The following is a 20,415-nucleotide window of genomic DNA, read 5'->3' on the forward strand; positions in this document are numbered from 1 at the left end:
CATGTTGCCCCTGTGGATCGCCCTGCAATTTCTCAGCAGCCTGCCGATTCGTCTGCCGGGCATGCCGGCGCCTGAACAGCTCGGGCGCTCGTTGCTGTTTTATCCGCTGGTGGGCTTGCTGTTCGGCGTGATTCTCTGGGCGCTGAATATCGCATTGGCCGGCGCGCCATTGTTGCTGCACGCGGCGCTGTTGCTGACGGTGTGGGTGCTGCTCAGTGGCGCGCTGCACCTCGATGGGCTGGCGGACAGCGCTGACGCGTGGCTCGGCGGTTTCGGTGATCGCGAGCGCACGCTGACGATCATGAAGGATCCGCGCAGCGGGCCGATCGCGGTGGTGACGCTGGTGCTGGTGTTGCTGCTCAAGTTCGCCGCGTTGCTGGCCTTGATCGAACAACAGCAGGGCATGGCGTTGATCATCGTGCCGCTGATCGGGCGTGCGGCGCTGCTCGGACTGTTCCTCACCACGACTTATGTGCGGGCCGGTGGATTGGGGCAGGCGCTGGCCGATCATCTGCCACGCAAGAAGGGTTGGCAGGTGCTGGCGGTGAGTGCGGCAGCGTGCGTGGTGATCGCCGGTTTCAATGCTGTCGTGGCGTTGCTGCTGGCGGTTGTCGTGTTCGTCTGGCTGCGGCATTTGATGGTGCGAAGACTGGGCGGAACCACCGGTGATACAGCCGGCGCGTTGCTGGAATTGCTGGAGATGTCAGTGCTGGTCGGGCTGGCTTTGTTTTGATAAGTAACTTTGATCTGTAACTTGATTTAACACAGTCGCGGGTATATACACGCATCATGCTTCCATCTCAGTGTTTGTGCACCAACCTGCGACGCGCCGCGCGTGGCGTCAGCAGGCATTACGACGGCGCTCTCGACGGCTTCGGGATCAACGTTGCCCAGTATTCTTTGCTGTGCAACCTGCAGCGGCTGGATCAGCCGAGCATTTCCGAACTGGCCGAAGCGATGGGCCTGGATCGCAGCACCCTCGGGCGCAATTTGCGGGTGCTGGAAGGCGAGGGCCTGGTGGCGCTGGCCGAGGGCGAGGACATGCGCAACCGCATCGTCCGGCTCACCGAAACCGGTGCGCAACGCCTGGTAGCAGCCCTGCCGGCCTGGGAAGCGGCGCAACAGCGGTTGATCGACCGACTGGGTGCCGAGAAGCGTGAAACCTTGCTGCGGCTATTGGATGAACTGGCCTGAGGGCCGGTTTTTTCCGAATCTAAGCGGGTATATACCCGCGACTGGAGAATAACAATGAGTTCGATGTGGCGTACGTGCGGTTGGGTGTTGCTGGGGAGTGCGCTGATTCTGGCGTTGTCGTTGGGCGTGCGGCACGGTTTCGGGCTGTTTCTGTCGCCGATGAGTGCCCAGTTCGGCTGGGGCCGTGAAGTGTTCGCCTTTGCCATCGCCTTGCAGAATCTGATCTGGGGCCTGACGCAACCGTTCACCGGCGCACTGGCCGACCGCTTCGGCGCGGCAAAAGTGGTGCTGATCGGCGGTGTGCTCTACGCCTTGGGCCTGGTGTTTATGGGGCTGTCGGAAACGGCGTTGGGTCTGTCCCTGAGCGCCGGTTTGCTGATCGGCATCGGTCTGTCCGGCACCTCGTTCTCGGTCATCCTCGGCGTGGTCGGCCGCGCTGTGCCGCCGGAAAAACGCAGCATGGGCATGGGTATTGCCAGTGCTGCCGGTTCTTTCGGCCAGTTCGCCATGCTGCCGGGCACCCTCGGGCTGATTGGCTGGCTCGGCTGGTCGGCGGCGTTGCTGGTGCTGGGCTTGCTGGTGGCGCTGATCGTGCCGCTGGTGAGCATGCTCAAGGACAAGCCGCTGCCGGTGCTCGGCCATGAACAAACCCTGTCCGAAGCCTTGCGCGAGGCGTGTTCGCACTCCGGGTTCTGGCTGCTTGCGTTCGGCTTCTTCGTCTGCGGATTTCAAGTTGTGTTCATTGGCGTGCACTTGCCAGCGTATCTGGTCGATCAGCACCTGCCGGCCAGCGTCGGCACCACGGTGCTGGCATTGATCGGTCTGTTCAACATCTTCGGCACTTACACCGCCGGTTGGCTCGGTGGGCGGATGTCCAAACCGCGTCTGCTGACCGGGTTGTACCTGTTGCGCGCCGTGGTAATCGTGCTGTTCCTGTGGTTGCCGGTGACGACGACCTCGGCCTATCTGTTCGGCATGGCCATGGGCTTCCTGTGGCTGTCGACGGTGCCGTTGACCAACGGTACGGTGGCAACCTTGTTTGGCGTGCGAAACCTGTCCATGCTCGGCGGTATCGTGTTCCTGTTCCATCAGTTGGGGTCGTTCCTCGGTGGCTGGCTGGGCGGGGTGGTGTATGACCGGACCGGGAGTTATGACTTGATCTGGCAAGTAGCGATTCTTTTGAGCCTGTTGGCGGCAGCGCTGAACTGGCCGGTGCGCGAGCGTCCGGTCGAGCGCCTGCAACCGCGTGCGAGCGCTGCATGAACCGTTTCTGGCCGCAGATCGTCGTCACCGCACTCGGCGCCGCGTTGCTGGCGCTGGTGTGGTGGGGCTGGCATCAGGGCGGGCTGGCGCTGATGCAGTTGGGCATGGGTGCTTGCTAGACCGGCGGGAGGGCGAGTAACGTCGAGGTCTGACGATTGCTCAAGGATGCCCGACATGCTCAAGCGCTGGTGTGCTGTTCCCGCGTTGCTGATGGCGTTGACCGGACTGGCCCAGGCCGCGGACTGTCCGGATCTGTTGCGAGGTTCGTTGCCTAAGTTGCGGGCCAAGGAATCCATCGACCTGTGTCAGCGCTACGCCGACAAACCGCTGGTGGTGATCAATACGGCCAGCTTCTGTGGTTTCGCGCCGCAGTTCGAGGGCCTGGAAGCGCTCAATCAGCGCTACAAGGCCCAAGGCCTGGAAATGCTCGGCGTGCCCTCCAATGACTTCAAGCAGGAGTCCAAGGACAGCGCCGAGACCGCCAAGGTCTGCTACGCCAACTACGGCGTGACGTTTACCATGACCGAGCCACAGAAGGTCCGGGGTGACGATGCGACTCACCTGTTCCAGGTGCTGGCTAAACAGAGCAGCGCACCGAAGTGGAATTTCTACAAATACGTCATCGACCGCCAGGGCAAGGTGATCGCCAATTTCTCCAGCCTGACCAAACCGGATGATCCGGAATTTCTCGCAGCCATCGAGAAAGCCATTGCCTCCCAGCCGCTGAAACCCTGATCGACGCCCATCAAAAAGCCCCGCCTCTGTGAAGAGAGCGGGGCTTTTTAATGGGCGAGGCCTCAAATGGTAAGGAGCTCAGCCTCGCCGTACAGCATCAGAAGCGGTAGGTTGCGCCGACACCGAAGCCATTTGCCGAGTTTTCATACTGGGAGTTGTAGGTCTGGCCGCGATCGTTTTCGTTGCGGATGTTGACCTTCTCTTCCTTCAGGTACGAGTAGGCAACGTCGATGGTCAGGTCTTCGGTCGGGCTCCAGCCGGCACCGATGCTGAAGATGGTCCGGTCGCCGGTCGGGATGCGTGGCGAACGGTCGACGTTGTTGGTCGGCGACTGGTCGAAGGTCAGACCGGTACGCAGTACCCATTCCTTGTTCAGCTGGTAGGACGTACCGATGGCGTAAGCCCAGGTGTCATGCCAGTTTTGTTCTTCGGTGATCTCGCCGAACTGGCCAGCCAGCAGCGGCTGAACGCCGGAGTTCTTGACGGTGATCTTTTCCAGCTGGCTCCAGCGAGTCCAGGTGGTACCGGCGTAGACGTTCCAGCGATCGTTGATCGCCTGAGTGACCGAGAGGTCCACGGATTCAGGTGTGGTGATCTTCAGCGAAGCGTCGTACTTCTGGTTGGCACCCAGACCGACTGCCGCCAGTGCGCCGTAGTTGACCTTGGTGTTGCCTTCGAGCTTGTAGTCGACTTTCGAGTGGTAAGTCAGACCCAGGCGAGTGGTATCGGTAGCTTGTACCAGCACGCCGATGTTGTAGCCCAGCGCGGTGTCGTCACCCTTGATCTTGACCTTGCCGTCCGGCAGTGCCTGGGTAATCGACAGGTTGGATTCCAGCGACCCGTCGATGCGGTTGATGGTCGGGCCGAAACCGATCGACACGACATCGTTGAACTTGTAGCTGATCGTTGGCTGGAAGGTGATGATCTTGACTTCTGACTTGCTGCCGAAGTAACGGCCGGCGAAGCCGTTTTCATAGTCGGTGATCAGGCCGAAGGGTACGTACACACCCAGACCGAATGCCCAATGCTCGTCGATCGGCTTGACGTAGTAGCCCATAGGTACGGAGGTGAAGGGCACCATGTCGCCTTTGTTGCTGCCGCCGTTCGGGCTGGAGCTGGCGTCGCTGATATCGGTTTTTGCGTCGAGGAATGCAACACCGCCAGTGACTTGTTCGCGCGTGATGCGCGACATGCCGGCAGGGTTGCCGTAAACAGTGCTTGCGTCGTCGGCAGAAGAAGATCGCCCGGCGTACCCAGTCCCCATCCCGCTGATGCTGTGTTCGTTGATGGCAAAGCCAGCTGCGAAGATCTGGGTGGATGCCACGGTTACGGCAAGGCTAAGGGTGGTTTTGAGCATGACTTTTTTCATTATTAGAACTCCTGGTGATCACCGGGGCGAAAATTACCAACATTTTCGTCCCAGCGCTATAGTCCGTATGCCTTGAGTTAGAGCGGTTTTGTAGGACAATCCGACCAGATTCGCGACCCGTTGGGCGATGTTGTGAAACCGGCGGGTCAGCACGCGACCTGATTCAGCGGTGAAACACAGGTTTGCCAGGCGCAGGTGAAATCGCGCAGACGACCTTGAGGCTGGAAGGTCTGACGCCAGATGCGCGCCATGCCCAGCAGATCGTCCGGTTCGGGGAGGATGGGGTTTTGTTCTTCCACCAGAAGCCATGCAATGGCCGTGGCGTAACGCAGGTTGACCGTCAGTTCGAGGTGCGGCCCGCTGAGAAATGCATGTTGGCTGGCGAGGCCGCGAACCAGGCTGGCGCGTTCCGGGTCCAGCGCCAGGTAATGATCCCAGAGGGCCTGGTGACGGTGTTCGGCAATCCGGTACAGGCCGTGGCCACGGCGGTCATGCAGGGCGGAACCGAGGGCGGACTGGCTGGCGGCAATGCCCAGCAGAAGGGATTCGGCAGTTGCGCAGTGGCGTCCCAGGTAGATCAGCGTAGGACGGATCACATAACGGCACAGTTCGCTGGCAGCGATACCCATAAAACCCTCGGATCTTGTTATCGGGCGGCGAGACCTGAAGGGGAGCTTGGCAGCTGTGGATCGACTCAGGCTCGCCGGAAGCGGATCACGCCGCTTGAGTTGAAGTGTAGTGTCATATTCGCGACGTAAAGGCCTGTTTTTAAAATATTTCCGGCGAGGCGTTATAACCGTTATATCGGTTAGTGATTAGGCAGAAATTGGAAAAAGTGAAACATCGGGCAATAAAAAGCCCCGCATTTTCAGCGGGGCTTTTGCTTTTGCAGCCATTTCGGCCTCTCAGGCGATCAATGCCTGACGGGTGCGATCAATCACGGCCTGCAGCGGTTCGGCGCTGGAGTATTGATCGGGGTACAGACGCTCGCTGTGGCGGGCGATCCCGTGTTCATTGACCACGGTGAAGCTGAAGCAGCCTTTGCGAGCGGCCATGATCAGGCAGTTCATTGGGGCAAAAGCGTTGGTTAGGGTGCGAATGGCATCCTGAGTCTGGATTTGAGTCGACATAGTTATTAGGTGTTCCTACAAATGACACGGATAAGAACCGTGCAACGTTAAAACGTTCCAGTAACGTCAACCACCATTGGTCGAACGAAGAACCCGACTGGAACAAGGCAGCCAGTTCGAGCGCTATAAAAGTTGGCGCGCTTGGGCTGGCAGGTAGGTACTTAGGAGGACAGGCAACACATCGAGGGCAGAGGTTCTGGGCCCGGGGTGAAGATCCTGATCAATTTGCAGGTTGGTTCGGTCAGAGTAAGTGGTCTTTGCAACACCCTTTGCATTCGATTCAAAGGCTGTGTCGTCGCAAGATTTACCTGGAAACCATCGAGGGGTCGATCCCGCTTTTTCCGGTGAAGACTTCTGTGAGAGAAACTTGACCGTGGGGGTGTGTTCGACCGGAATTGACTTTCAGCTTGGTACTAACGCTGCGGATACTAACGGAACGGTTTGAAGAAGGCAAACCCGGTCATCAAAAAAATTCCCGGGCGCGGTGCCCGGACTCCGCGCCTGCCCCGATCTGGCTTGCTAAACGACCGTCGGTCGCCACTACCCGACAGATGCGAACGCTCGGCGCAGGGGCTTATCCCCAGCCCGAATGCCAAAACGACCCGAAAAGGCGCATCGATATAACCGCGTAACAGGTACTTGTGCACATTAGTTGCGCAGACTGTAACGGCGCTGTCACAACGATCCTGACCCCGATGGCTGCCTGCATCGAAAGTTTAAGTCAATGAAAAACATCGCTTTTTTTAACTGGTGAAAAAATCGTCAGTTTGACTGCGAGCCCCGTTCCACAAGGCTTTGCGGCGACTGGAGGGCGGTTGTCCACTGAGTTATCCACAGCTTCTGTGGATTGTCCCGAGCGCTTGCTCTAGCACGGGCGTGCCGGGTTTTTTTCGACTTTACCTGTGCGAAAAAAAGAGTAGAGTGGCGCGCCTTCCGATCTGTCCCACAGTGCTTTATGAAGTTTCGTTCAGCTCCAGAATCTGTTACCTCCCAACCCCTTCGTGTTACCGCTCCCAAGCGATTTTCCGTGCGCGTGGCCGAATGGCTGCTGGACAGCCCGCGCCTGGGCGATAGCCAGAATGCCAAGCACCTCGCCGGCCGCCTGCTCAAGCAACCGGCCCGGGAAGGGGTGGTCGCCGCGCAAAGTCGCCTCGGCCAGTTGATGTGCCGCGAGTGCGGCAATGCCCGGGATCGCCGGATCGGAAGGGACCTGTTGCGTGAGGCCGCCCGCGCCGGTGACCGCCGCGCGCAACAGGAACTCGGCCTGATCGAAGACTGAGCTGTCCAAGACCAGACGCCTTGGTTAACCTTCAGGCTTTATCGGATCGGCGGGAATCACTATGGCGATGGACTTGACCAGCATCCTGCTGGGGCTGGCAGGCGCGGCCGTGCCGCTGCTGGCGCTGGCCTGGCAACTGCAACGCCGGGCCAGTCAGAACCAGTCTGAAGTCGCGTTGCTCGAAGAGCGGCTGGCCATGGCACAAATGGCCCAGGACGGCCTCACTGCTCAACTTGAAGCCTGCCGCGATGAAATCGCCGATCTCGGCCAGGCCAACGCCTCCAAACAAGCTGATCTCGCGGCCGTGCGCCGGGAAGTCGAGCTGTTGCAGATCGAGCGCGATGATGCCCGTGACGCTGCCCATGCCTGGAACCTCGAACGCGCCAACAAAGAAGCCGAGTTACGGCGCCTGGACGCCCAGGCGGCTTCGCTGAATGCCGAATTGCGCGAGCAACAGGAAAGCCATCAACAACGCCTGGATGACCTGCAAGGTTCCCGTGACGAGCTGCGCGCACAGTTCGCCGAACTGGCCGGCAAGATCTTCGATGAGCGCGAACAACGCTTCGCCGAAACCAGCCAGCAGCGCCTCGGCCAATTGCTTGATCCTTTGAAGGAACGCATCCAGTCGTTCGAAAAACGCGTCGAGGAAAGCTATCAGGCCGAAGCCCGCGAGCGTTTTTCGCTGGCCAAGGAGCTGGAGCGTTTGCAGCAACTGAACCTGCGCCTCAGCGACGAAGCGACCAACCTGACCCGCGCCCTGAAGGGCCAGAAGACCCAGGGCAACTGGGGCGAGCTGATTCTCGAGCGCGTGCTTGAGCACGCCGGGCTGGAAAAGGGCCGCGAATACCAGACCCAGGTCAATCTCAAGGGCCCGGACGGCGAGCGTTTCCAGCCGGACGTGATCATTTATCTGCCGGGCGACAAGCAGGTGGTGGTCGACTCCAAGGTCAGCCTCACCGCCTATCAGCAATACGTGGCGGCGGACGACGATGCCATCGGCCAGATCGCCATGAAGCAGCACGTGCTGTCCTTGCGCAGCCACGTCAAAGGCCTGGCCGGCAAGGATTACAAACGTCTGGAAGGCTTGCACAGCCTCGATTTCGTCTTGCTGTTCGTGCCCATCGAAGCGGCGTTTTCCGCTGCATTGCAGGCTGAGCCGGCGCTGTTTCAGGAAGCCTTCGACCGCAACATCGTGATTGTCAGCCCGACCACGCTGCTGGCGACGCTGCGGGTCATCGACAGCTTGTGGAAGCAGGAGCGCCAGAGCCAGAACGCCCGGGAAATCGCCGAGCGCGCCGGTTGGCTGTACGACAAGTTCGTGTTGTTCATTCAGGATCTGGACGAAGTCGGCAATCGCTTGCAGCAACTGGACAAGGCCTACAGCGCGGCGCGCAACAAGCTGACGGAAGGGCGCGGCAACCTGGTCAGCCGCAGCGAACAGCTCAAGTTGCTCGGCGCGCGGGCCAGCAAAAGCTTGCCGGCGGATCTGCTGGAACGCGCGATGACCGACGCCGACGGGTTGGTCGAACTGCCTGAATAAGCCGCTCTGCTAGAGCGGCAAGTAGCGACTCAACAACGCCCGCAACGCCGCCGGTTTCACCGGTTTGGCCAGGTAATCCAGCCCCGCCGCGTGCACCTGGGCCACGGTTTCCGGATGCCCGTCGGCGCTGATCACCACGCCCGGCACCGGCTCGCCCAGCCTTGTGCGCAACCACGCCATCAACTCGGTGCCGGTTTCGCCGTGATCCAGGTGATAGTCCACCAGTGCCAATTGTGGGCGCACGCCGTCGTCGAGCAGTGCCGCACATTCTTCGCGGTTGCGTGCGGTCCAGACCTGGCAGCCCCAGCGCGTGAGCAGGCTGTTCATGCCGATCAGAATGCTGTCTTCGTTGTCGATGCACAGCACCTGCGCGCCGCTGTGCAATTTGCCATTGATTTCCACCGCCGCCGCCGGCTGTACCGTCTGCGCTTTGGCCAACGGTACGCGGACACTGAACACGCTGCCGCGCCCCGGCCATGAGCGCACGCGCAAGGTATGGCCGAGCACGCGGCAGAGACCATCGGCGATCGCCAGACCCAGGCCCAGACCTTTTTCGGCGCGGGTCTGGTGGCTGTCGAGGCGTTTGAACTCCTCGAAGATCACTTGCTGTTTGTCCTCCGGAATTCCCGGCCCGCGATCCCACACTTCCAGACAGATTTCACCTTTGCGCCGACGCACGCCCAGCAGTACCGGGCCTTTTGCGTAGCGGAATGCGTTGGTGAGGAAGTTCTGCAGAATGCGCCGCAGCAGTTTGATGTCGCTGTCGATGCGTAACTGACTTCCGCGTACCCGGAAGCTCAAGCCCTGTTCCTGGGCGAGCGCCTTGAACTCCGCGCCGAGAATATCGAACAGCTCATTGACCGCGAACGGCTTGCGATCCGGGTTGATCTTGCCGTTTTCCAGACGGGAAATGTCCAGCAGGTCGCTGATCAGGTCTTCGGCCGAACGCAGCGAGCTGTCCAGATGCTGCACCAGTTTCTGCGCTTCGCCGCTCAGGCCGTCTTCCTGATGGGAGAGGGCGGCAGAGAACAGCCGTGCGGCGTTCAGAGGCTGCATCAGATCGTGGCTGACGGCGGCGAGGAAACGGGTCTTGGACTGGTTGGCCGCCTCGGCATTGCCCTTGGCTTCGGTCAGCGCGACGTTGAGTTGCGACAGTTCCTGCGTCCGTTCGCTGACCCGTTGCTCCAGCCCTTCGTTGGCCTCGGTCAAAGCCTGCTCGGCCTCGCGGAACGCGGTGATGTCGGTGAAACTCATGACGAAACCGCCGCCGGGCATCGGGTTGCCGATCAGCTCGATCACCCGGCCGTTGGGGAACAGCCGCTCAGACGTGTGGGCGCGGCCCTGACGCATCCAGTGCAGGCGCCGGGCGACATGGACTTCTGCTTCACCGGGGCCGCACAAACCACGCTCGGCGTTGTGGCGAATGATGTCGGCAATCGGTCGGCCAACGCTGATCAAACCGTCCGGATAGTTGAACAGTTCCAGATAGCGTCGGTTCCAGGCCACCAGCTTCAGCGACTGGTCGACCACGCTGATGCCTTGGGTAATATTTTCGATGGCGCCTTGCAGCAGCGCACGGTTGAACTGCAGCACTTCCGAGGCTTCGTCGGCGATCCGGACCACGTCCTCCAACTGCATTTCCCGACCTTCGATGGCGGCTTTTACTACAGCTCGCGTCGAAGAGGCGCCAAGGACACCGGCCAGTAATCGCTCGGTGTGGGCGATCCATTCGCCGTCAGCGTTCTGATTCGGGTTGAAGCCTTTGCCCTGGCGATAGGCAAAGCGGATGAAGCTCTGCCGCGCGCGTTCTTCACCGACAAACCGCGCGGCCAGTTGCAGCAAGTCATCAATCTGCACCGCCAGCATCGAGCGGGCGCTCGGCCGTGCGCTGATCTCCTGACCGATAAAACGTCCGGCCTGCCAGTGCTCCGACACCCGGGTGCGCGACAGCACAGATACCCAGGCAAACAACGTGAAGTTGCCCGCCAGCGACAGCACCACGCCTTGGGTCAGCGGGGTGATCGGCAGGTTCAGCGGGTTGCTGTGCAGCCAGGCGAGCCCGGGGAAACTGTCCAGCGACCAGCCGAGGCTGCGAGCAGCGATCGGCAGGATCAGGGTGTAGAACCACAGGAATGTGCCGGCGGCGAGGCCAGCGAACACGCCGCGGCGGTTGGCCTGTTTCCAGTACAGCGCGCCGAGCATCGCCGGGGCCAGTTGAGTGACTGCCGCGAAAGCGATCTGGCCGATGGTCGCCAGGCTCGCGGTGGAGCCGAGCAAGCGGTAGCTGACGTAAGCCAGCAACAGAATCACGACGATGCTGACCCGACGCACCGAGAGCATCCACTGACGGAACACTTCAAACGGGCGCTCGGCATTGTTGCGGCGCAGCAGCCATGGCAACAGCATGTCGTTGGAGACCATGGTCGACAGCGCCACACTCGCCACGATCACCATGCCGGTGGCGGCCGATGCACCGCCGATAAACGCCAGCATCGCCAGCGCCGGGTGAGCCTGGGCCAATGGCAGGCTGATAACGAAAGAGTCGGGGATGACCGAGCTGGGCAGCATCATCTGACCGGCCAGGGCGATCGGGACGACAAACAACGCGGCCAGTGCGAGGTAGGCCGGGAACACCCATTTGGCCAGGCGCAGATCCTGCGGGTCGATGTTCTCGACCACCGTCACGTGGAACTGCCGGGGCAGGCAGATGATCGCCATCATCGCCACGCCGGTCTGCACCACCATCGACGGCCAGTTGATGGTTTCTTTCCAGTATTCCTCAAGGCGCGGGGCGAGCATCGCCTGATTGAACAGGTCGTCGAAGCCGTCATACAGCCCGTAGGTGACGAAGGCGCCGACGGCGAGGAAGGCGAACAGTTTGACCAGCGACTCGAAAGCAATCGCCAGCACCATGCCCCGGTGGTGCTCGGTGGCATCGAGGTTGCGCGTACCGAAAACGATGGTGAACAGCGCCAGCACCAGTGACACGATCAGCGCCGTGTCCTGGGCGCGGGTGCCCATGGCGTCGGCGCCGGCACCGATCAGCAGGTTTACGCCGAGGACAATGCCTTTGAGTTGCAAGGCTATATAAGGGAGAACGCCGACCAGACAGATCAGCGCGACGACCACCGCCAACGACTGGGATTTACCGTACCGGGCGGCGATGAAGTCGGCGATGGAGGTGATGTTCTCCTGTTTGCTGATCATCACCATCTTCTGCAGCACCCACGGCGCACCGAGCAGCAGCAGGATCGGCCCCAGGTAGATCGGCAGGAACGACCACAGCTGTTCGGCCGCCTGACCGACCGCGCCGAAAAACGTCCAGCTGGTGCAGTAGACCGCCAGCGACAGGCTGTACACCCAGGCGCGCACCCGTGGCGGCAGCGGTGCGCTGCGACGGTCGCCGTAGAAGGCGATGGCGAACATGATGGCCATATAGGCCAGGGCGACGGCGGCGATCAGCCCGGTGGACAACGACATGGAACACTCCCGACAGAAAACGACCGGACTCGCGCCCGGTCAGACAGTCTCGCACGGGCGCGACGGTTAGTCAGTGTCGACCAAGGTCGTGGCGCGGCGGGGTGTCGCAGGAACAGAACCGGGCAGTTCTGGGGTCAGTCCGGTTTGAGCGCGATGTCGATCAAGCGGTGCAGTTCTTCGACTTCCAGCGGCGCTGCCGAAAACAGAATGCGGAATACCACCGGGGACACCAACAGATTGATCAGACGATCCACGCTCGGCGCCGTTTCCTTGGGGTGGCGCTCGATGATGGTCTGCAGTTGCGCGCCGATGATCGTTACGCAATAGCCCGGCGTCGCGCTCGCCTGCACGTCGCGCATCATGTTGCGTCCGGGCTCCGAACTCATTTCGTCGAGATACTGTTCGGCCCATGCACGGATGTCGCTACGCAGGCTGCCGGTTTCAGCCGGCTCGCTGTCGGGACGCATGCGGGCGAGGGCGACGTCGGCCAGCAAGGCGGCCAGATCTCCCCAACGCCGATAAATCGTCGACGGCGTCACGCCGGCCCGCGCCGCGATTTGCGGGACGGTCACCGTTGAGCGCTCCTGTTCTTGCAGAAGCGCGCGGACTGCCGAGTGAATCGACTCCTGCACCCGGGCACTGCGGCCACCCGGGCGTAAACCTTCTTTAATAGCCATGCGGCAGACCTTAACACAAAGAATTTGCTTTAAGCGCAAGCCAAGAGCACACTCCGCAAAAGCAAAAAATTAGCTTTTGCGGAGTGTGCCCATGACCAGCCTTGCTTCCCATCGTTCCAGCCTGTGGTTTCTGGCGATCACCTTACTGAGTTTTCTCGCCGCTTCCACTGCGCCGACGCCGTTGTATCACCTGTATCAGGATCAGCTGCATTTTTCGGCAGCGGTATTGACCCTGATTTTCGGCGTCTACGCCCTCAGTCTGCTGGCCGCGTTGCTGACGGTCGGTTCGCTGTCGGATCACCTGGGACGCAAACCGGTGATCTTCACCGCCGTGACGCTCAATGCGCTGGCAATGCTGCTGTTTATCTACGCCAACAGCGTGGGCTGGCTGATCGGCGCGCGAGTGCTGCAAGGTTTCGCCACCGGCATGGCCACCGCCGTGTTGAGCGCGACGCTGCTGGACACTGATCGCCAGCAGGGGCCGCTGATCAACAGCGTTGCGCCGTTACTGGGCATGGCATTGGGTGGCATGGGCTGCGGCTTGCTGGCCGAGTTCGCCCCGGCGCCGTTGCAGTTGACCTATTGGTTGCTGCTCGCGCTGTTTGTGTTGCAGGGCATCTATGTTTGGCGCCTGCCTGAAAGCGTCTCGCCGCAGGCCGGGGCATGGGCCTCGTTGCGGCCGACCCTGCATGTGCCGGTTCAGGCGCGTTCGACGCTGTGGCGAGTCTTGCCGTTGAACACCGCGACCTGGGCGCTCGGCGGTTTTTATGCCTCGTTGGCGCCGTCGCTGGTGCGCACGGCCACTGGCTCCACCTCCAACCTGATCGGCGGCGCGACCGTGGCGGCGCTGACCGTGACCGGTGCATTGATGATCTTCACGTTGCGCAATCGTCCCGCCTCCCGGGCGCTGCAACTCGGGGCGAGCCTGCTGCCGGCCGGCATCGTGCTGATTCTGTTGGGCGTACACAGCGCCAGTCTGTCGCTGTTCTTCTTTGGCACGCTGGTGGCCGGTTGTGGCTTTGGCTCCGGTTTTCTCGGAGCGGTGCGCAGCCTGGTGCCGCTGGCATTGCCCCATGAGCGTGCCGGATTGATGTCGGCGTTTTATGTGCTGAGTTACCTGGCGTTCTGCCTGCCGGCGTTGCTGGCCGGACATTTCACCCACAGCGTGGGCCTGCTGACCACCACCGATGTGTATGGCGCGGTGCTGATTGTGCTGGCGGTCGGTGCGCTGCTGATGAGTTTCCGCGCGCAAGCGGCCAAGACTTGCAGCGCTCCATAACACCTCTGGATTCGGTTAGCCTTGGCCAGCCCCTTCTTCTCACGGACCGACGCATGAAGATCATCCGCAGCAAGACCTTCACCGCCGAGCGCGCCTGGGGCGCGCTCGACATCGCCAACATGAACGGCATCACCACGCGCCTGCACTGGACCGACCAGCCCTACAAATGGCACGTCAATGACGGTGAAGAAGTGTTCGTGGTGCTCGATGGTCAGGTGCTCATGCACTATCGCGAAGAAGGTGAGGAGAAGCAGGCCTTGCTCGACGTTGGCGATATCTTCTTCGCGTCCATCGGCACAGAACACGTCGCTCATCCTCAGGGCGCAGCGCGGATTCTGGTGATCGAAACCGAAGGAAGTGTCTGACTTCATATCTGCAAAACAGATAACAGTTAGAGATATTACCCGTTATATAGATATTCGATTCGGTTCTACCATGAGCTCAACCTCACCAGAGGACAGGAGTTCATGATGATTTGCCCCAACAGCGCCAAACCCGGCATCAAGCCATTCAGCCAGCTTCAGCACCCGCGTGAAGTGATTCGCCAATTCACCCCGAACTGGTTCGCCGCCACTATGGGCACCGGCGTGCTGGCGTTGGCGCTGGCGCAATTGCCGGTGTCCATTCCCGGCCTGCACGCCGTGGCCGAAGGGCTGTGGTTGTTCAACATTCTGTTGTTCGTGCTGTTTACCGTTGCCTACGCCGCCCGCTGGATTCTTTTCTTCGACGAGGCGCGGCGGATCTTCGGCCATTCCACGGTTTCGATGTTCTTCGGCACCATTCCGATGGGGCTGGCGACCATCATCAACGGTTTTCTGCTGTTCGGTCTGCCGCGCTGGGGTGAGGGCGTCATTCATCTCGTCGAAGTACTGTGGTGGCTGGACGTGGCGATGTCGCTGGCCTGCGGCGTGCTGATTCCCTACATGATGTTTACCCGTCAGGAACACAGCATCGATCAGATGACCGCCGTCTGGCTGCTGCCGGTGGTGGCCGCGGAAGTAGCGGCGGCCAGCGGTGGACTGCTCGCGCCGCATCTCGCCGATGCGCACTCGCAACTGGTGGTGCTGGTGACCAGTTACGTGCTCTGGGCCTTTTCTCTGCCGGTGGCGTTCAGCATTCTGACCATCCTCTTGCTGCGCATGGCCTTGCACAAACTGCCCCACGAAAACATGGCGGCGTCGAGCTGGCTGGCTCTCGGCCCGATCGGCACCGGAGCCTTGGGTATGTTGCTGCTGGGCGGCGATGCCCCGGCGATCTTCGCGGCCAACGGTCTGCCAGGCATCGGCGAAATGGCTTCGGGCCTGGGCCTTGTCGCCGGGATCACGCTGTGGGGCTTCGGTCTGTGGTGGATGTTGATGGCGCTGTTGATCACCGTGCGTTATCTGCGTGACGGCATCCCGTTCAACCTTGGCTGGTGGGGCTTCACCTTCCCGTTGGGCGTCTATTCGCTGGCAACCCTGAAACTGGGCAGCACGTTGCACCTGACGTTCTTCAGTGTGGTCGGTTGTGTGCTGGTGACGTTGCTGGCGGTGATGTGGCTGATCGTCGGTAAACGTACGCTGCAAGGTGCATGGCGCGGCGAGCTGTTTGTTTCACCGTGCATTGCAGGTTTGAAGAAATAACCTGCAAAGATTAGGTAATGTGTGGCCTGGATCGCGGTTCGAGATTCTTATAAGCGTAGCCAGGCCACTCGCTACCTTCTCTTTCCAAAAACAACAGGGTCACACGGAAGATGAGTCACCCCTCACAGTTCAACCTGCTGCGCACCCGGCGCTTCCTGCCGTTCTTCATTACCCAGTCGCTGGGCGCGTTCAACGATAACGTGTTCAAGCAGTCGCTGATCCTCGCCATTCTCTATCGGCTGACCATCGAAGGTGACCGCTCGATCTGGGTCAACCTGTGCGCGCTGCTGTTTATTCTGCCGTTCTTTCTGTTCTCGGCGCTGGCCGGGCAGTTCGGAGAAAAATTCGCCAAGGACGCGTTGATCCGTCTGATCAAGCTGGCAGAAATCGCCATCATGGCCGTGGGATCCGTCGGCTTCCTGTTCGATCACCTGTCGCTGATGCTGGTGGCGCTGTTCGCCATGGGCACGCACTCGGCGCTGTTCGGGCCGGTGAAGTATTCGATCCTGCCGCAGGCTTTGCGCGACGATGAACTGGTCGGCGGCAACGGGCTGGTGGAGATGGGCACGTTTCTGGCGATCCTGGCCGGGACCATCGGTGCCGGGGTGATGATGTCGTCGGCCAATTACGCGCCGGTGGTGTCCGCCGCGATTGTCGGCATCGCCGTGCTGGGTTATCTGGCCAGTCGCAGCATTCCCCGCGCAGCAGCGGCGACCCCGGAAATGCGCCTTAACTGGAACATCTTCAGTCAGTCGTGGGCGACCCTGAAACTCGGCCTGGGGCAGACACCTGCTGTGTCGCGCTCGATCGTTGGCAACTCGTGGTTCTGGTTCGTCGGGGCGATTTATCTGACGCAAATCCCGGCCTACGCCAAGGAATGGATGCACGGCGACGAAACCGTGGTCACCCTGATCCTTACCGTGTTTTCGGTCGGCATCGCACTGGGTTCGATGCTGTGCGAGAAGCTATCCGGACGCAAAGTCGAGATCGGCCTGGTGCCGTTTGGCTCGTTCGGCCTGACGGTTTTCGGGCTGTTGCTGTGGTGGCATTCCGGTGGAATTCCAGAAAGCGCTGTTGGCCATAGCTGGACCGAAGTGCTGAGTTTCGGCCATGCCTGGGCGGTGTTGATCGATGTGCTGGGCCTCGGGATCTTCGGCGGTTTCTATATTGTGCCGCTGTACGCGTTGATCCAGTCGCGCACCGCCGAGAACGAGCGGGCGCGGGTAATTGCGGCCAACAACATTCTCAACGCGCTGTTCATGGTGATCTCGGCGATTGTCACCATCGTGTTGTTGAGCGTGGTCAAGCTGTCGATCCCGCAGTTGTTCCTGGTGGTGTCGCTGCTGAACATCGGCGTCAACGCCTACATCTTCAAGATCGTCCCCGAGTTCAGCATGCGTTTCATGATCTGGCTGCTGAGCCATTCCATGTACCGCGTCGAGCATCGCAACCTTGAAGCGATTCCGGATGAGGGCGCGGCATTGCTGGTGTGCAACCACGTGTCGTTCGTCGATGCCTTGCTGATCGGCGGTGCGGTGCGTCGGCCGATTCGCTTTGTCATGTACTACAAGATCTACAACCTGCCGGTGCTGAACTTTATCTTCCGCACGGCGGGGACGATTCCTATCGCCGGACGTCAGGAAGACATCGAGATCTACGAAAAGGCCTTCACCCGGATTGCCCAGTATCTGAAGGAAGGTGAGCTGGTGTGCATCTTCCCGGAAGGCAAGTTGACCGCCGATGGCGAGATCAACGAGTTCAAGGGCGGGCTGACGCGGATTCTCGAAGAGACACCGGTGCCGGTGATTCCGCTGGCGTTGCAGGGCTTGTGGGGGAGTTTCTTCAGTCGCGATCCGAACAAGGGAGTGTTCCGGCGCTTGTGGTCGCGGGTGACGCTGGTGGCGGGTTCGCCGGTCGCCGTCGAAGCGGCGCAGCCAGCGGAACTGCAGGCGTTGGTCGGGGAATTGCGTGGGACAGTCAGGTAGCTGTTGATTGTGCGAGCCTTATCGCGAGCGGGCTCGCTCCCACATTGGAACTGTAAATGCAGAACTACTGTGGAAGCGAGCCTGCTCGCGATAGCGGCAGTGAATCAGGCGCTGACCTTGAGCCCGATCAACCCGGTGACGATCAACGCCACACTGGCCAGGCGAATCAACGCCATCGACTCACCAAACAAAATGATCCCGGCAATCACCGTGCCCACAGCGCCGACTCCCGTCCAGATCGCATAGGCCGTGCCCAGCGGCAATTCCTTCATCGCAAGACCCAGCAGGCCAAGGCTGACCGCCATGGCGGCAACGGTGAGAACGGTTGGAAGCGGACGGCTGAAGCCATCGGTGTATTTCAGGCCGACGGCCCAGCCGACTTCGAACAGGCCGGCGAAAAACAGAATGATCCAGGACATGAAAGACCTCCATCGATTGACGGGGCCGTCCCCAGATTGAAAACTCGATTGAGCCGCAGGGTCGTCCCCGCGTGGCGCACATACTACCTAAAATTGTGCGCCGCGCCTTGATCCGGGATCAGTCGGCCGCCTGTTGCGCCAACGTCTCACGGTCTTGTTTTTCGCTCATCCGTCGGAAGTACGTCGAAAGCAGCGCCCCGGAAATGTTGTGCCACACACTGAACAGCGCGCTCGGCACCGCCGCCAGCGGCGAGAAGTGCGCACTGGCCAGCGCAGCCCCCAACCCCGAGTTCTGCATGCCGACTTCCAGCGCCAGGGACTTGCGCTGCGGCAGCGGCAGGCCGAACAGGCGCCCGGTGAAATAACCCAGCAGATAACCGAAACTGTTGTGCAGCATCACCACGGCCATGATCAGCAGGCCGGATTCGGCGATCTTCGCCTGACTGGCAGCAACCACGGCGGCAACGATGATCACGATGCTGACCACCGACACCAGCGGCAGCACTTCCACCGCGTGGCGGACCTTGTCACCGAGCACGCGTTGCGCGACCACGCCGAGGACAATTGGTAGCAGCACCACTTGCAGGATCGACCAGAACAACTCCATGAACGAAACCGGCAACCAGGCCGAGGCCAGCAGCCAGATCAGCGCCGGGGTCAGCAGCGGGGCGAGGAGGGTGGTGACGGCGGCGATGGCCACCGACAGCGCCAGGTCGCCACGGGCCAGCCAGGTCATGACGTTCGATGAGGTGCCGCTTGGGCAGCAACCGACCAGAATCACGCCGACGGCGATTTCCGGCGGCAGATGAAAGATCTGGCACAGCAGCCATGCCATCCCCGGCATGATCACGAAGTGCGCAACTACGCCCAACGCGACGCGCCATGGATGGCGGGCGACGGCGGCGAAGTCGTCGAGTTTGAGGGTCAGGCCCATGCCGAACATTACCAGCCCGAGCAACGGCACGATCGCGCCTTTGAGGCCGAGGAACCAGGCCGGTTGCAGGAACGCGATCACCGCGAAAATCAGAACCCAGTAAGCGAAGGTGTTGCCGACAAAACGACTCAGTGCAGCCAGTGCGCGCATGGCCTGTTCCTTATTATGTGAAAACGCCACCGAAGCGGTGGCGTTTGAAGATAACCCAAAGACTGCGCAGAGGCTTAGATGCCCTGCGGAGTCTCTTCGCCGCCCAGTGCTTCAACCAGCGCCGGCAGGAAGTCGCCGAACGTCAGCATCATCAGGGTGAAGCTGGCGTCCAGTTGGCCGAGGGCTTCGTCGCCGCCGTCCTGTTCCGCCTGATCCTGCAGCAGATCTTCGAACTTCAGGCGCTTGACGGTCATCTTGTCGTCGAGCATGAACGACAGCTTGTCCTGCCAGGCCAGCGACAGTTGAGTCACCACCTTGCCGGTGCTCAGGTGCAGCTGGATTTCTTCGCTGGTCAGGTCCTGACGCTTGCAACGCACGATGCCGCCGTCTTCGTGGGTGTCGCGCAGTTCGCACTCGTCCAGCACGAAGAAGTCCGGGGCGGCTTGCTGGGTGGTGACCCATTCGGTCATCACGGCGGTCGGCGCGGTTTTCACGGTCAGCGGGCGAACCGGCAGGGTGCCGATCACTTCACGCAGGGTGGAGAGCAGGTCTTCGGCGCGTTTCGGGCTGGCCGAGTTGACCAGGATCAGACCCTGTTTCGGCGCGATGGCGGCGAAGGTCGACGAGCGGCGGATAAAGGCGCGCGGCAGGAAGGCCTGGATGATTTCATCCTTGATCTGATCGCGCTCCTTCTTATAGACCTTGCGCATCTGCTCGGCTTCGATCTCTTCGACCTTTTCCTTGACCGCGTCACGCACGACGCTGCCGGGCAGGATGCGTTCTTCTTTACGGGCGGAGATCAGCAGGAAGTCACCGCTGACGTGCACCAGTGGAGCATCTTCGCCCTTGCCGAACGGCGCGACGAAACCGTAGGTGGTCAACTCCTGGCTTGCACATGGACGCGCCAGTTTGGTGGCCAGTGCAGTTTCCAGCGCCTCGGCATCGACAGGCAGGTCTTGGGTCAGGCGATAGATAAGCAGGTTTTTGAACCACATGGGGTGAGTCTCTCCTTTATACAAAGGGGGGCATTATTGTCTTCGCCGGGTCATAGGCCAACCCTTCTCTAAGCCTTTGGAAGGGCTGAGAAAATTATTTAAAAAAGTGCTTGCCAGAGGTTGGGTCGCTCCGTAGAATGCGCGCCACACCGAAGCGAAGGGTGATTAGCTCAGCTGGGAGAGCGTCTGCCTTACAAGCAGAATGTCGGCGGTTCGATCCCGTCATCACCCACCATTCGTTTCAAGCGTTTCGCGCAGCGGTAGTTCAGTCGGTTAGAATACCGGCCTGTCACGCCGGGGGTCGCGGGTTCGAGTCCCGTCCGCTGCGCCATATTCGGTAATCTGGAACACTGAACGCCAGATC

The 20,415-nt window shown here is 60.9% G+C and carries 19 protein-coding genes and 2 tRNA genes; 13 read left to right on the forward strand and 8 right to left on the reverse strand.

Going from position 1 to position 20,415, the window contains the following annotated elements; genetic code table 11:
• The first annotated feature begins 1 nt into the window (after position 1).
• From AC07XZ_RS15240 to AC07XZ_RS15260, 5 genes are read left to right on the forward strand one after another with little or no spacing between them, the layout of a single operon-like run.
• Complete coding sequence (locus AC07XZ_RS15240) at positions 2 to 733, forward strand: adenosylcobinamide-GDP ribazoletransferase (RefSeq protein ID WP_102687985.1); 732 nt, start codon at positions 2 to 4, stop codon at positions 731 to 733.
• A gap of 56 nt (positions 734 to 789) precedes the next feature.
• On the forward strand, positions 790 to 1,194 hold the full coding sequence (locus AC07XZ_RS15245; protein ID WP_102687986.1) for a MarR family winged helix-turn-helix transcriptional regulator: 405 nt from the start codon (positions 790 to 792) through the stop codon (positions 1,192 to 1,194).
• 54 nt (positions 1,195 to 1,248) lie between these two features.
• The gene (locus AC07XZ_RS15250) at positions 1,249 to 2,457 is read left to right on the forward strand and encodes an MFS transporter (protein WP_102687987.1); all 1,209 of its coding nucleotides are present in this window, start codon (positions 1,249 to 1,251) and stop codon (positions 2,455 to 2,457) included.
• Entirely contained in the window at positions 2,454 to 2,576 is a 123-nt protein-coding gene (locus AC07XZ_RS15255) for a hypothetical protein (RefSeq protein WP_007950415.1), read from the forward strand. The genes AC07XZ_RS15250 and AC07XZ_RS15255 overlap by 4 nt, the downstream gene beginning before the upstream one ends.
• 55 nt (positions 2,577 to 2,631) lie before the next feature.
• Positions 2,632 to 3,192 carry a glutathione peroxidase gene (locus AC07XZ_RS15260; RefSeq protein WP_102687988.1) on the forward strand — a complete coding sequence of 187 codons (561 nt, stop codon included), beginning with the start codon at positions 2,632 to 2,634 and terminating at the stop codon, positions 3,190 to 3,192.
• A 97-nt stretch (positions 3,193 to 3,289) separates the two neighbouring features.
• On the opposite strand, the gene AC07XZ_RS15265 is transcribed toward AC07XZ_RS15260, so the two are convergent.
• The 3 genes from AC07XZ_RS15265 to AC07XZ_RS15275 all read right to left on the reverse strand — a co-directional run bounded on the left by AC07XZ_RS15265 (position 3,290) and on the right by AC07XZ_RS15275 (position 5,691).
• Complete coding sequence (locus tag AC07XZ_RS15265; RefSeq protein WP_102687989.1) at positions 3,290 to 4,561, reverse strand: OmpP1/FadL family transporter; 1,272 nt, start codon at positions 4,559 to 4,561, stop codon at positions 3,290 to 3,292.
• A gap of 146 nt (positions 4,562 to 4,707) precedes the next feature.
• The gene (locus tag AC07XZ_RS15270; protein WP_011333151.1) at positions 4,708 to 5,190 is read right to left on the reverse strand and encodes a hypothetical protein; all 483 of its coding nucleotides are present in this window, start codon (positions 5,188 to 5,190) and stop codon (positions 4,708 to 4,710) included.
• A 276-nt stretch (positions 5,191 to 5,466) separates the two neighbouring features.
• Positions 5,467 to 5,691 (reverse strand): hypothetical protein, encoded by a 225-nt coding sequence (locus AC07XZ_RS15275; protein ID WP_007950419.1) that lies wholly within the window; start codon positions 5,689 to 5,691, stop codon positions 5,467 to 5,469.
• A 955-nt stretch (positions 5,692 to 6,646) separates the two neighbouring features.
• Here AC07XZ_RS15275 and AC07XZ_RS15280 point away from each other — a divergent pair.
• Positions 6,647 to 6,970, forward strand: a complete 324-nt coding sequence (locus AC07XZ_RS15280) for an SEL1-like repeat protein (RefSeq protein WP_102687990.1) — start codon at positions 6,647 to 6,649, stop codon at positions 6,968 to 6,970.
• Between the two features lie 175 nt (positions 6,971 to 7,145).
• Positions 7,146 to 8,510: a DNA recombination protein RmuC gene (locus AC07XZ_RS15285; RefSeq protein WP_173892794.1), complete on the forward strand. Its 1,365-nt coding sequence runs from the start codon at positions 7,146 to 7,148 to the stop codon at positions 8,508 to 8,510.
• Positions 8,511 to 8,519: 9 nt separating this feature from the next.
• Here the strand turns inward: AC07XZ_RS15285 and AC07XZ_RS15290 are convergent, their stop codons facing one another.
• Both AC07XZ_RS15290 and AC07XZ_RS15295 read right to left on the reverse strand, forming a co-directional pair.
• Positions 8,520 to 11,990, reverse strand: coding sequence for a hybrid sensor histidine kinase/response regulator (locus AC07XZ_RS15290; RefSeq protein WP_102687992.1), 3,471 nt, complete (start codon positions 11,988 to 11,990; stop codon positions 8,520 to 8,522).
• A 134-nt stretch (positions 11,991 to 12,124) separates the two neighbouring features.
• Positions 12,125 to 12,667: a TetR/AcrR family transcriptional regulator gene (locus AC07XZ_RS15295; RefSeq protein WP_102687993.1), complete on the reverse strand. Its 543-nt coding sequence runs from the start codon at positions 12,665 to 12,667 to the stop codon at positions 12,125 to 12,127.
• Between the two features lie 91 nt (positions 12,668 to 12,758).
• Between AC07XZ_RS15295 and AC07XZ_RS15300 the strand changes: the two genes are divergently transcribed.
• From AC07XZ_RS15300 to AC07XZ_RS15315, 4 genes are all read left to right on the forward strand, one after another.
• Positions 12,759 to 13,946, forward strand: a complete 1,188-nt coding sequence (locus tag AC07XZ_RS15300) for an MFS transporter (RefSeq protein WP_102687994.1) — start codon at positions 12,759 to 12,761, stop codon at positions 13,944 to 13,946.
• A gap of 53 nt (positions 13,947 to 13,999) precedes the next feature.
• Positions 14,000 to 14,311, forward strand: a complete 312-nt coding sequence (locus AC07XZ_RS15305) for a cupin domain-containing protein (protein WP_102687995.1) — start codon at positions 14,000 to 14,002, stop codon at positions 14,309 to 14,311.
• Between the two features lie 105 nt (positions 14,312 to 14,416).
• Positions 14,417 to 15,568: a TDT family transporter gene (locus tag AC07XZ_RS15310; protein WP_102687996.1), complete on the forward strand. Its 1,152-nt coding sequence runs from the start codon at positions 14,417 to 14,419 to the stop codon at positions 15,566 to 15,568.
• A gap of 110 nt (positions 15,569 to 15,678) precedes the next feature.
• On the forward strand, positions 15,679 to 17,553 hold the full coding sequence (locus AC07XZ_RS15315) for an MFS transporter (protein ID WP_102687997.1): 1,875 nt from the start codon (positions 15,679 to 15,681) through the stop codon (positions 17,551 to 17,553).
• Between the two features lie 104 nt (positions 17,554 to 17,657).
• On the opposite strand, the gene sugE is transcribed toward AC07XZ_RS15315, so the two are convergent.
• The 3 genes from sugE to rdgC form a co-directional block, all read right to left on the reverse strand.
• A complete protein-coding gene (sugE, locus tag AC07XZ_RS15320) occupies positions 17,658 to 17,972 on the reverse strand; it encodes a quaternary ammonium compound efflux SMR transporter SugE (RefSeq protein ID WP_064378689.1) in 315 nt (104 codons plus the stop codon).
• 118 nt (positions 17,973 to 18,090) lie between these two features.
• Positions 18,091 to 19,056, reverse strand: coding sequence for a bile acid:sodium symporter family protein (locus AC07XZ_RS15325; RefSeq protein ID WP_064378690.1), 966 nt, complete (start codon positions 19,054 to 19,056; stop codon positions 18,091 to 18,093).
• A gap of 74 nt (positions 19,057 to 19,130) precedes the next feature.
• Positions 19,131 to 20,051 (reverse strand): recombination-associated protein RdgC, encoded by a 921-nt coding sequence (gene rdgC, locus AC07XZ_RS15330; RefSeq protein WP_007950430.1) that lies wholly within the window; start codon positions 20,049 to 20,051, stop codon positions 19,131 to 19,133.
• A gap of 159 nt (positions 20,052 to 20,210) precedes the next feature.
• Here rdgC and AC07XZ_RS15335 point away from each other — a divergent pair.
• Positions 20,211 to 20,286 (forward strand) — tRNA-Val (locus AC07XZ_RS15335).
• A gap of 19 nt (positions 20,287 to 20,305) precedes the next feature.
• Positions 20,306 to 20,382 (forward strand) — tRNA-Asp (locus AC07XZ_RS15340).
• The last annotated feature ends 33 nt before the right edge of the window (positions 20,383 to 20,415 follow it).

The organism is Pseudomonas sp. GW458-11-26-14-LB4 (genome assembly GCF_059423925.1).

Excerpts from the sequence above, each read along its gene's own strand:
- AC07XZ_RS15245 (WP_102687986.1), top strand. The coding sequence starts at position 790 with ATGCTTCCATCTCAGTGTTTGTGCACCAACCTGCGACGCGCCGCGCGT.
- AC07XZ_RS15255 (WP_007950415.1), top strand. The coding sequence starts at position 2,454 with ATGAACCGTTTCTGGCCGCAGATCGTCGTCACCGCACTCGGCGCCGCG.
- AC07XZ_RS15275 (WP_007950419.1), bottom strand. The coding sequence starts at position 5,691 with ATGTCGACTCAAATCCAGACTCAGGATGCCATTCGCACCCTAACCAAC.
- AC07XZ_RS15250 (WP_102687987.1), top strand. The coding sequence starts at position 1,249 with ATGAGTTCGATGTGGCGTACGTGCGGTTGGGTGTTGCTGGGGAGTGCG.
- AC07XZ_RS15325 (WP_064378690.1), bottom strand. The coding sequence starts at position 19,056 with ATGCGCGCACTGGCTGCACTGAGTCGTTTTGTCGGCAACACCTTCGCT.
- AC07XZ_RS15265 (WP_102687989.1), bottom strand. The coding sequence starts at position 4,561 with ATGAAAAAAGTCATGCTCAAAACCACCCTTAGCCTTGCCGTAACCGTG.
- AC07XZ_RS15280 (WP_102687990.1), top strand. The coding sequence starts at position 6,647 with ATGAAGTTTCGTTCAGCTCCAGAATCTGTTACCTCCCAACCCCTTCGT.
- AC07XZ_RS15270 (WP_011333151.1), bottom strand. The coding sequence starts at position 5,190 with ATGGGTATCGCTGCCAGCGAACTGTGCCGTTATGTGATCCGTCCTACG.
- AC07XZ_RS15240 (WP_102687985.1), top strand. The coding sequence starts at position 2 with ATGTTGCCCCTGTGGATCGCCCTGCAATTTCTCAGCAGCCTGCCGATT.
- sugE (WP_064378689.1), bottom strand. The coding sequence starts at position 17,972 with ATGTCCTGGATCATTCTGTTTTTCGCCGGCCTGTTCGAAGTCGGCTGG.
- AC07XZ_RS15290 (WP_102687992.1), bottom strand. The coding sequence starts at position 11,990 with ATGTCGTTGTCCACCGGGCTGATCGCCGCCGTCGCCCTGGCCTATATG.
- AC07XZ_RS15310 (WP_102687996.1), top strand. The coding sequence starts at position 14,417 with ATGATTTGCCCCAACAGCGCCAAACCCGGCATCAAGCCATTCAGCCAG.
- AC07XZ_RS15295 (WP_102687993.1), bottom strand. The coding sequence starts at position 12,667 with ATGGCTATTAAAGAAGGTTTACGCCCGGGTGGCCGCAGTGCCCGGGTG.
- AC07XZ_RS15260 (WP_102687988.1), top strand. The coding sequence starts at position 2,632 with ATGCTCAAGCGCTGGTGTGCTGTTCCCGCGTTGCTGATGGCGTTGACC.
- rdgC (WP_007950430.1), bottom strand. The coding sequence starts at position 20,051 with ATGTGGTTCAAAAACCTGCTTATCTATCGCCTGACCCAAGACCTGCCT.
- AC07XZ_RS15315 (WP_102687997.1), top strand. The coding sequence starts at position 15,679 with ATGAGTCACCCCTCACAGTTCAACCTGCTGCGCACCCGGCGCTTCCTG.
- AC07XZ_RS15305 (WP_102687995.1), top strand. The coding sequence starts at position 14,000 with ATGAAGATCATCCGCAGCAAGACCTTCACCGCCGAGCGCGCCTGGGGC.
- AC07XZ_RS15300 (WP_102687994.1), top strand. The coding sequence starts at position 12,759 with ATGACCAGCCTTGCTTCCCATCGTTCCAGCCTGTGGTTTCTGGCGATC.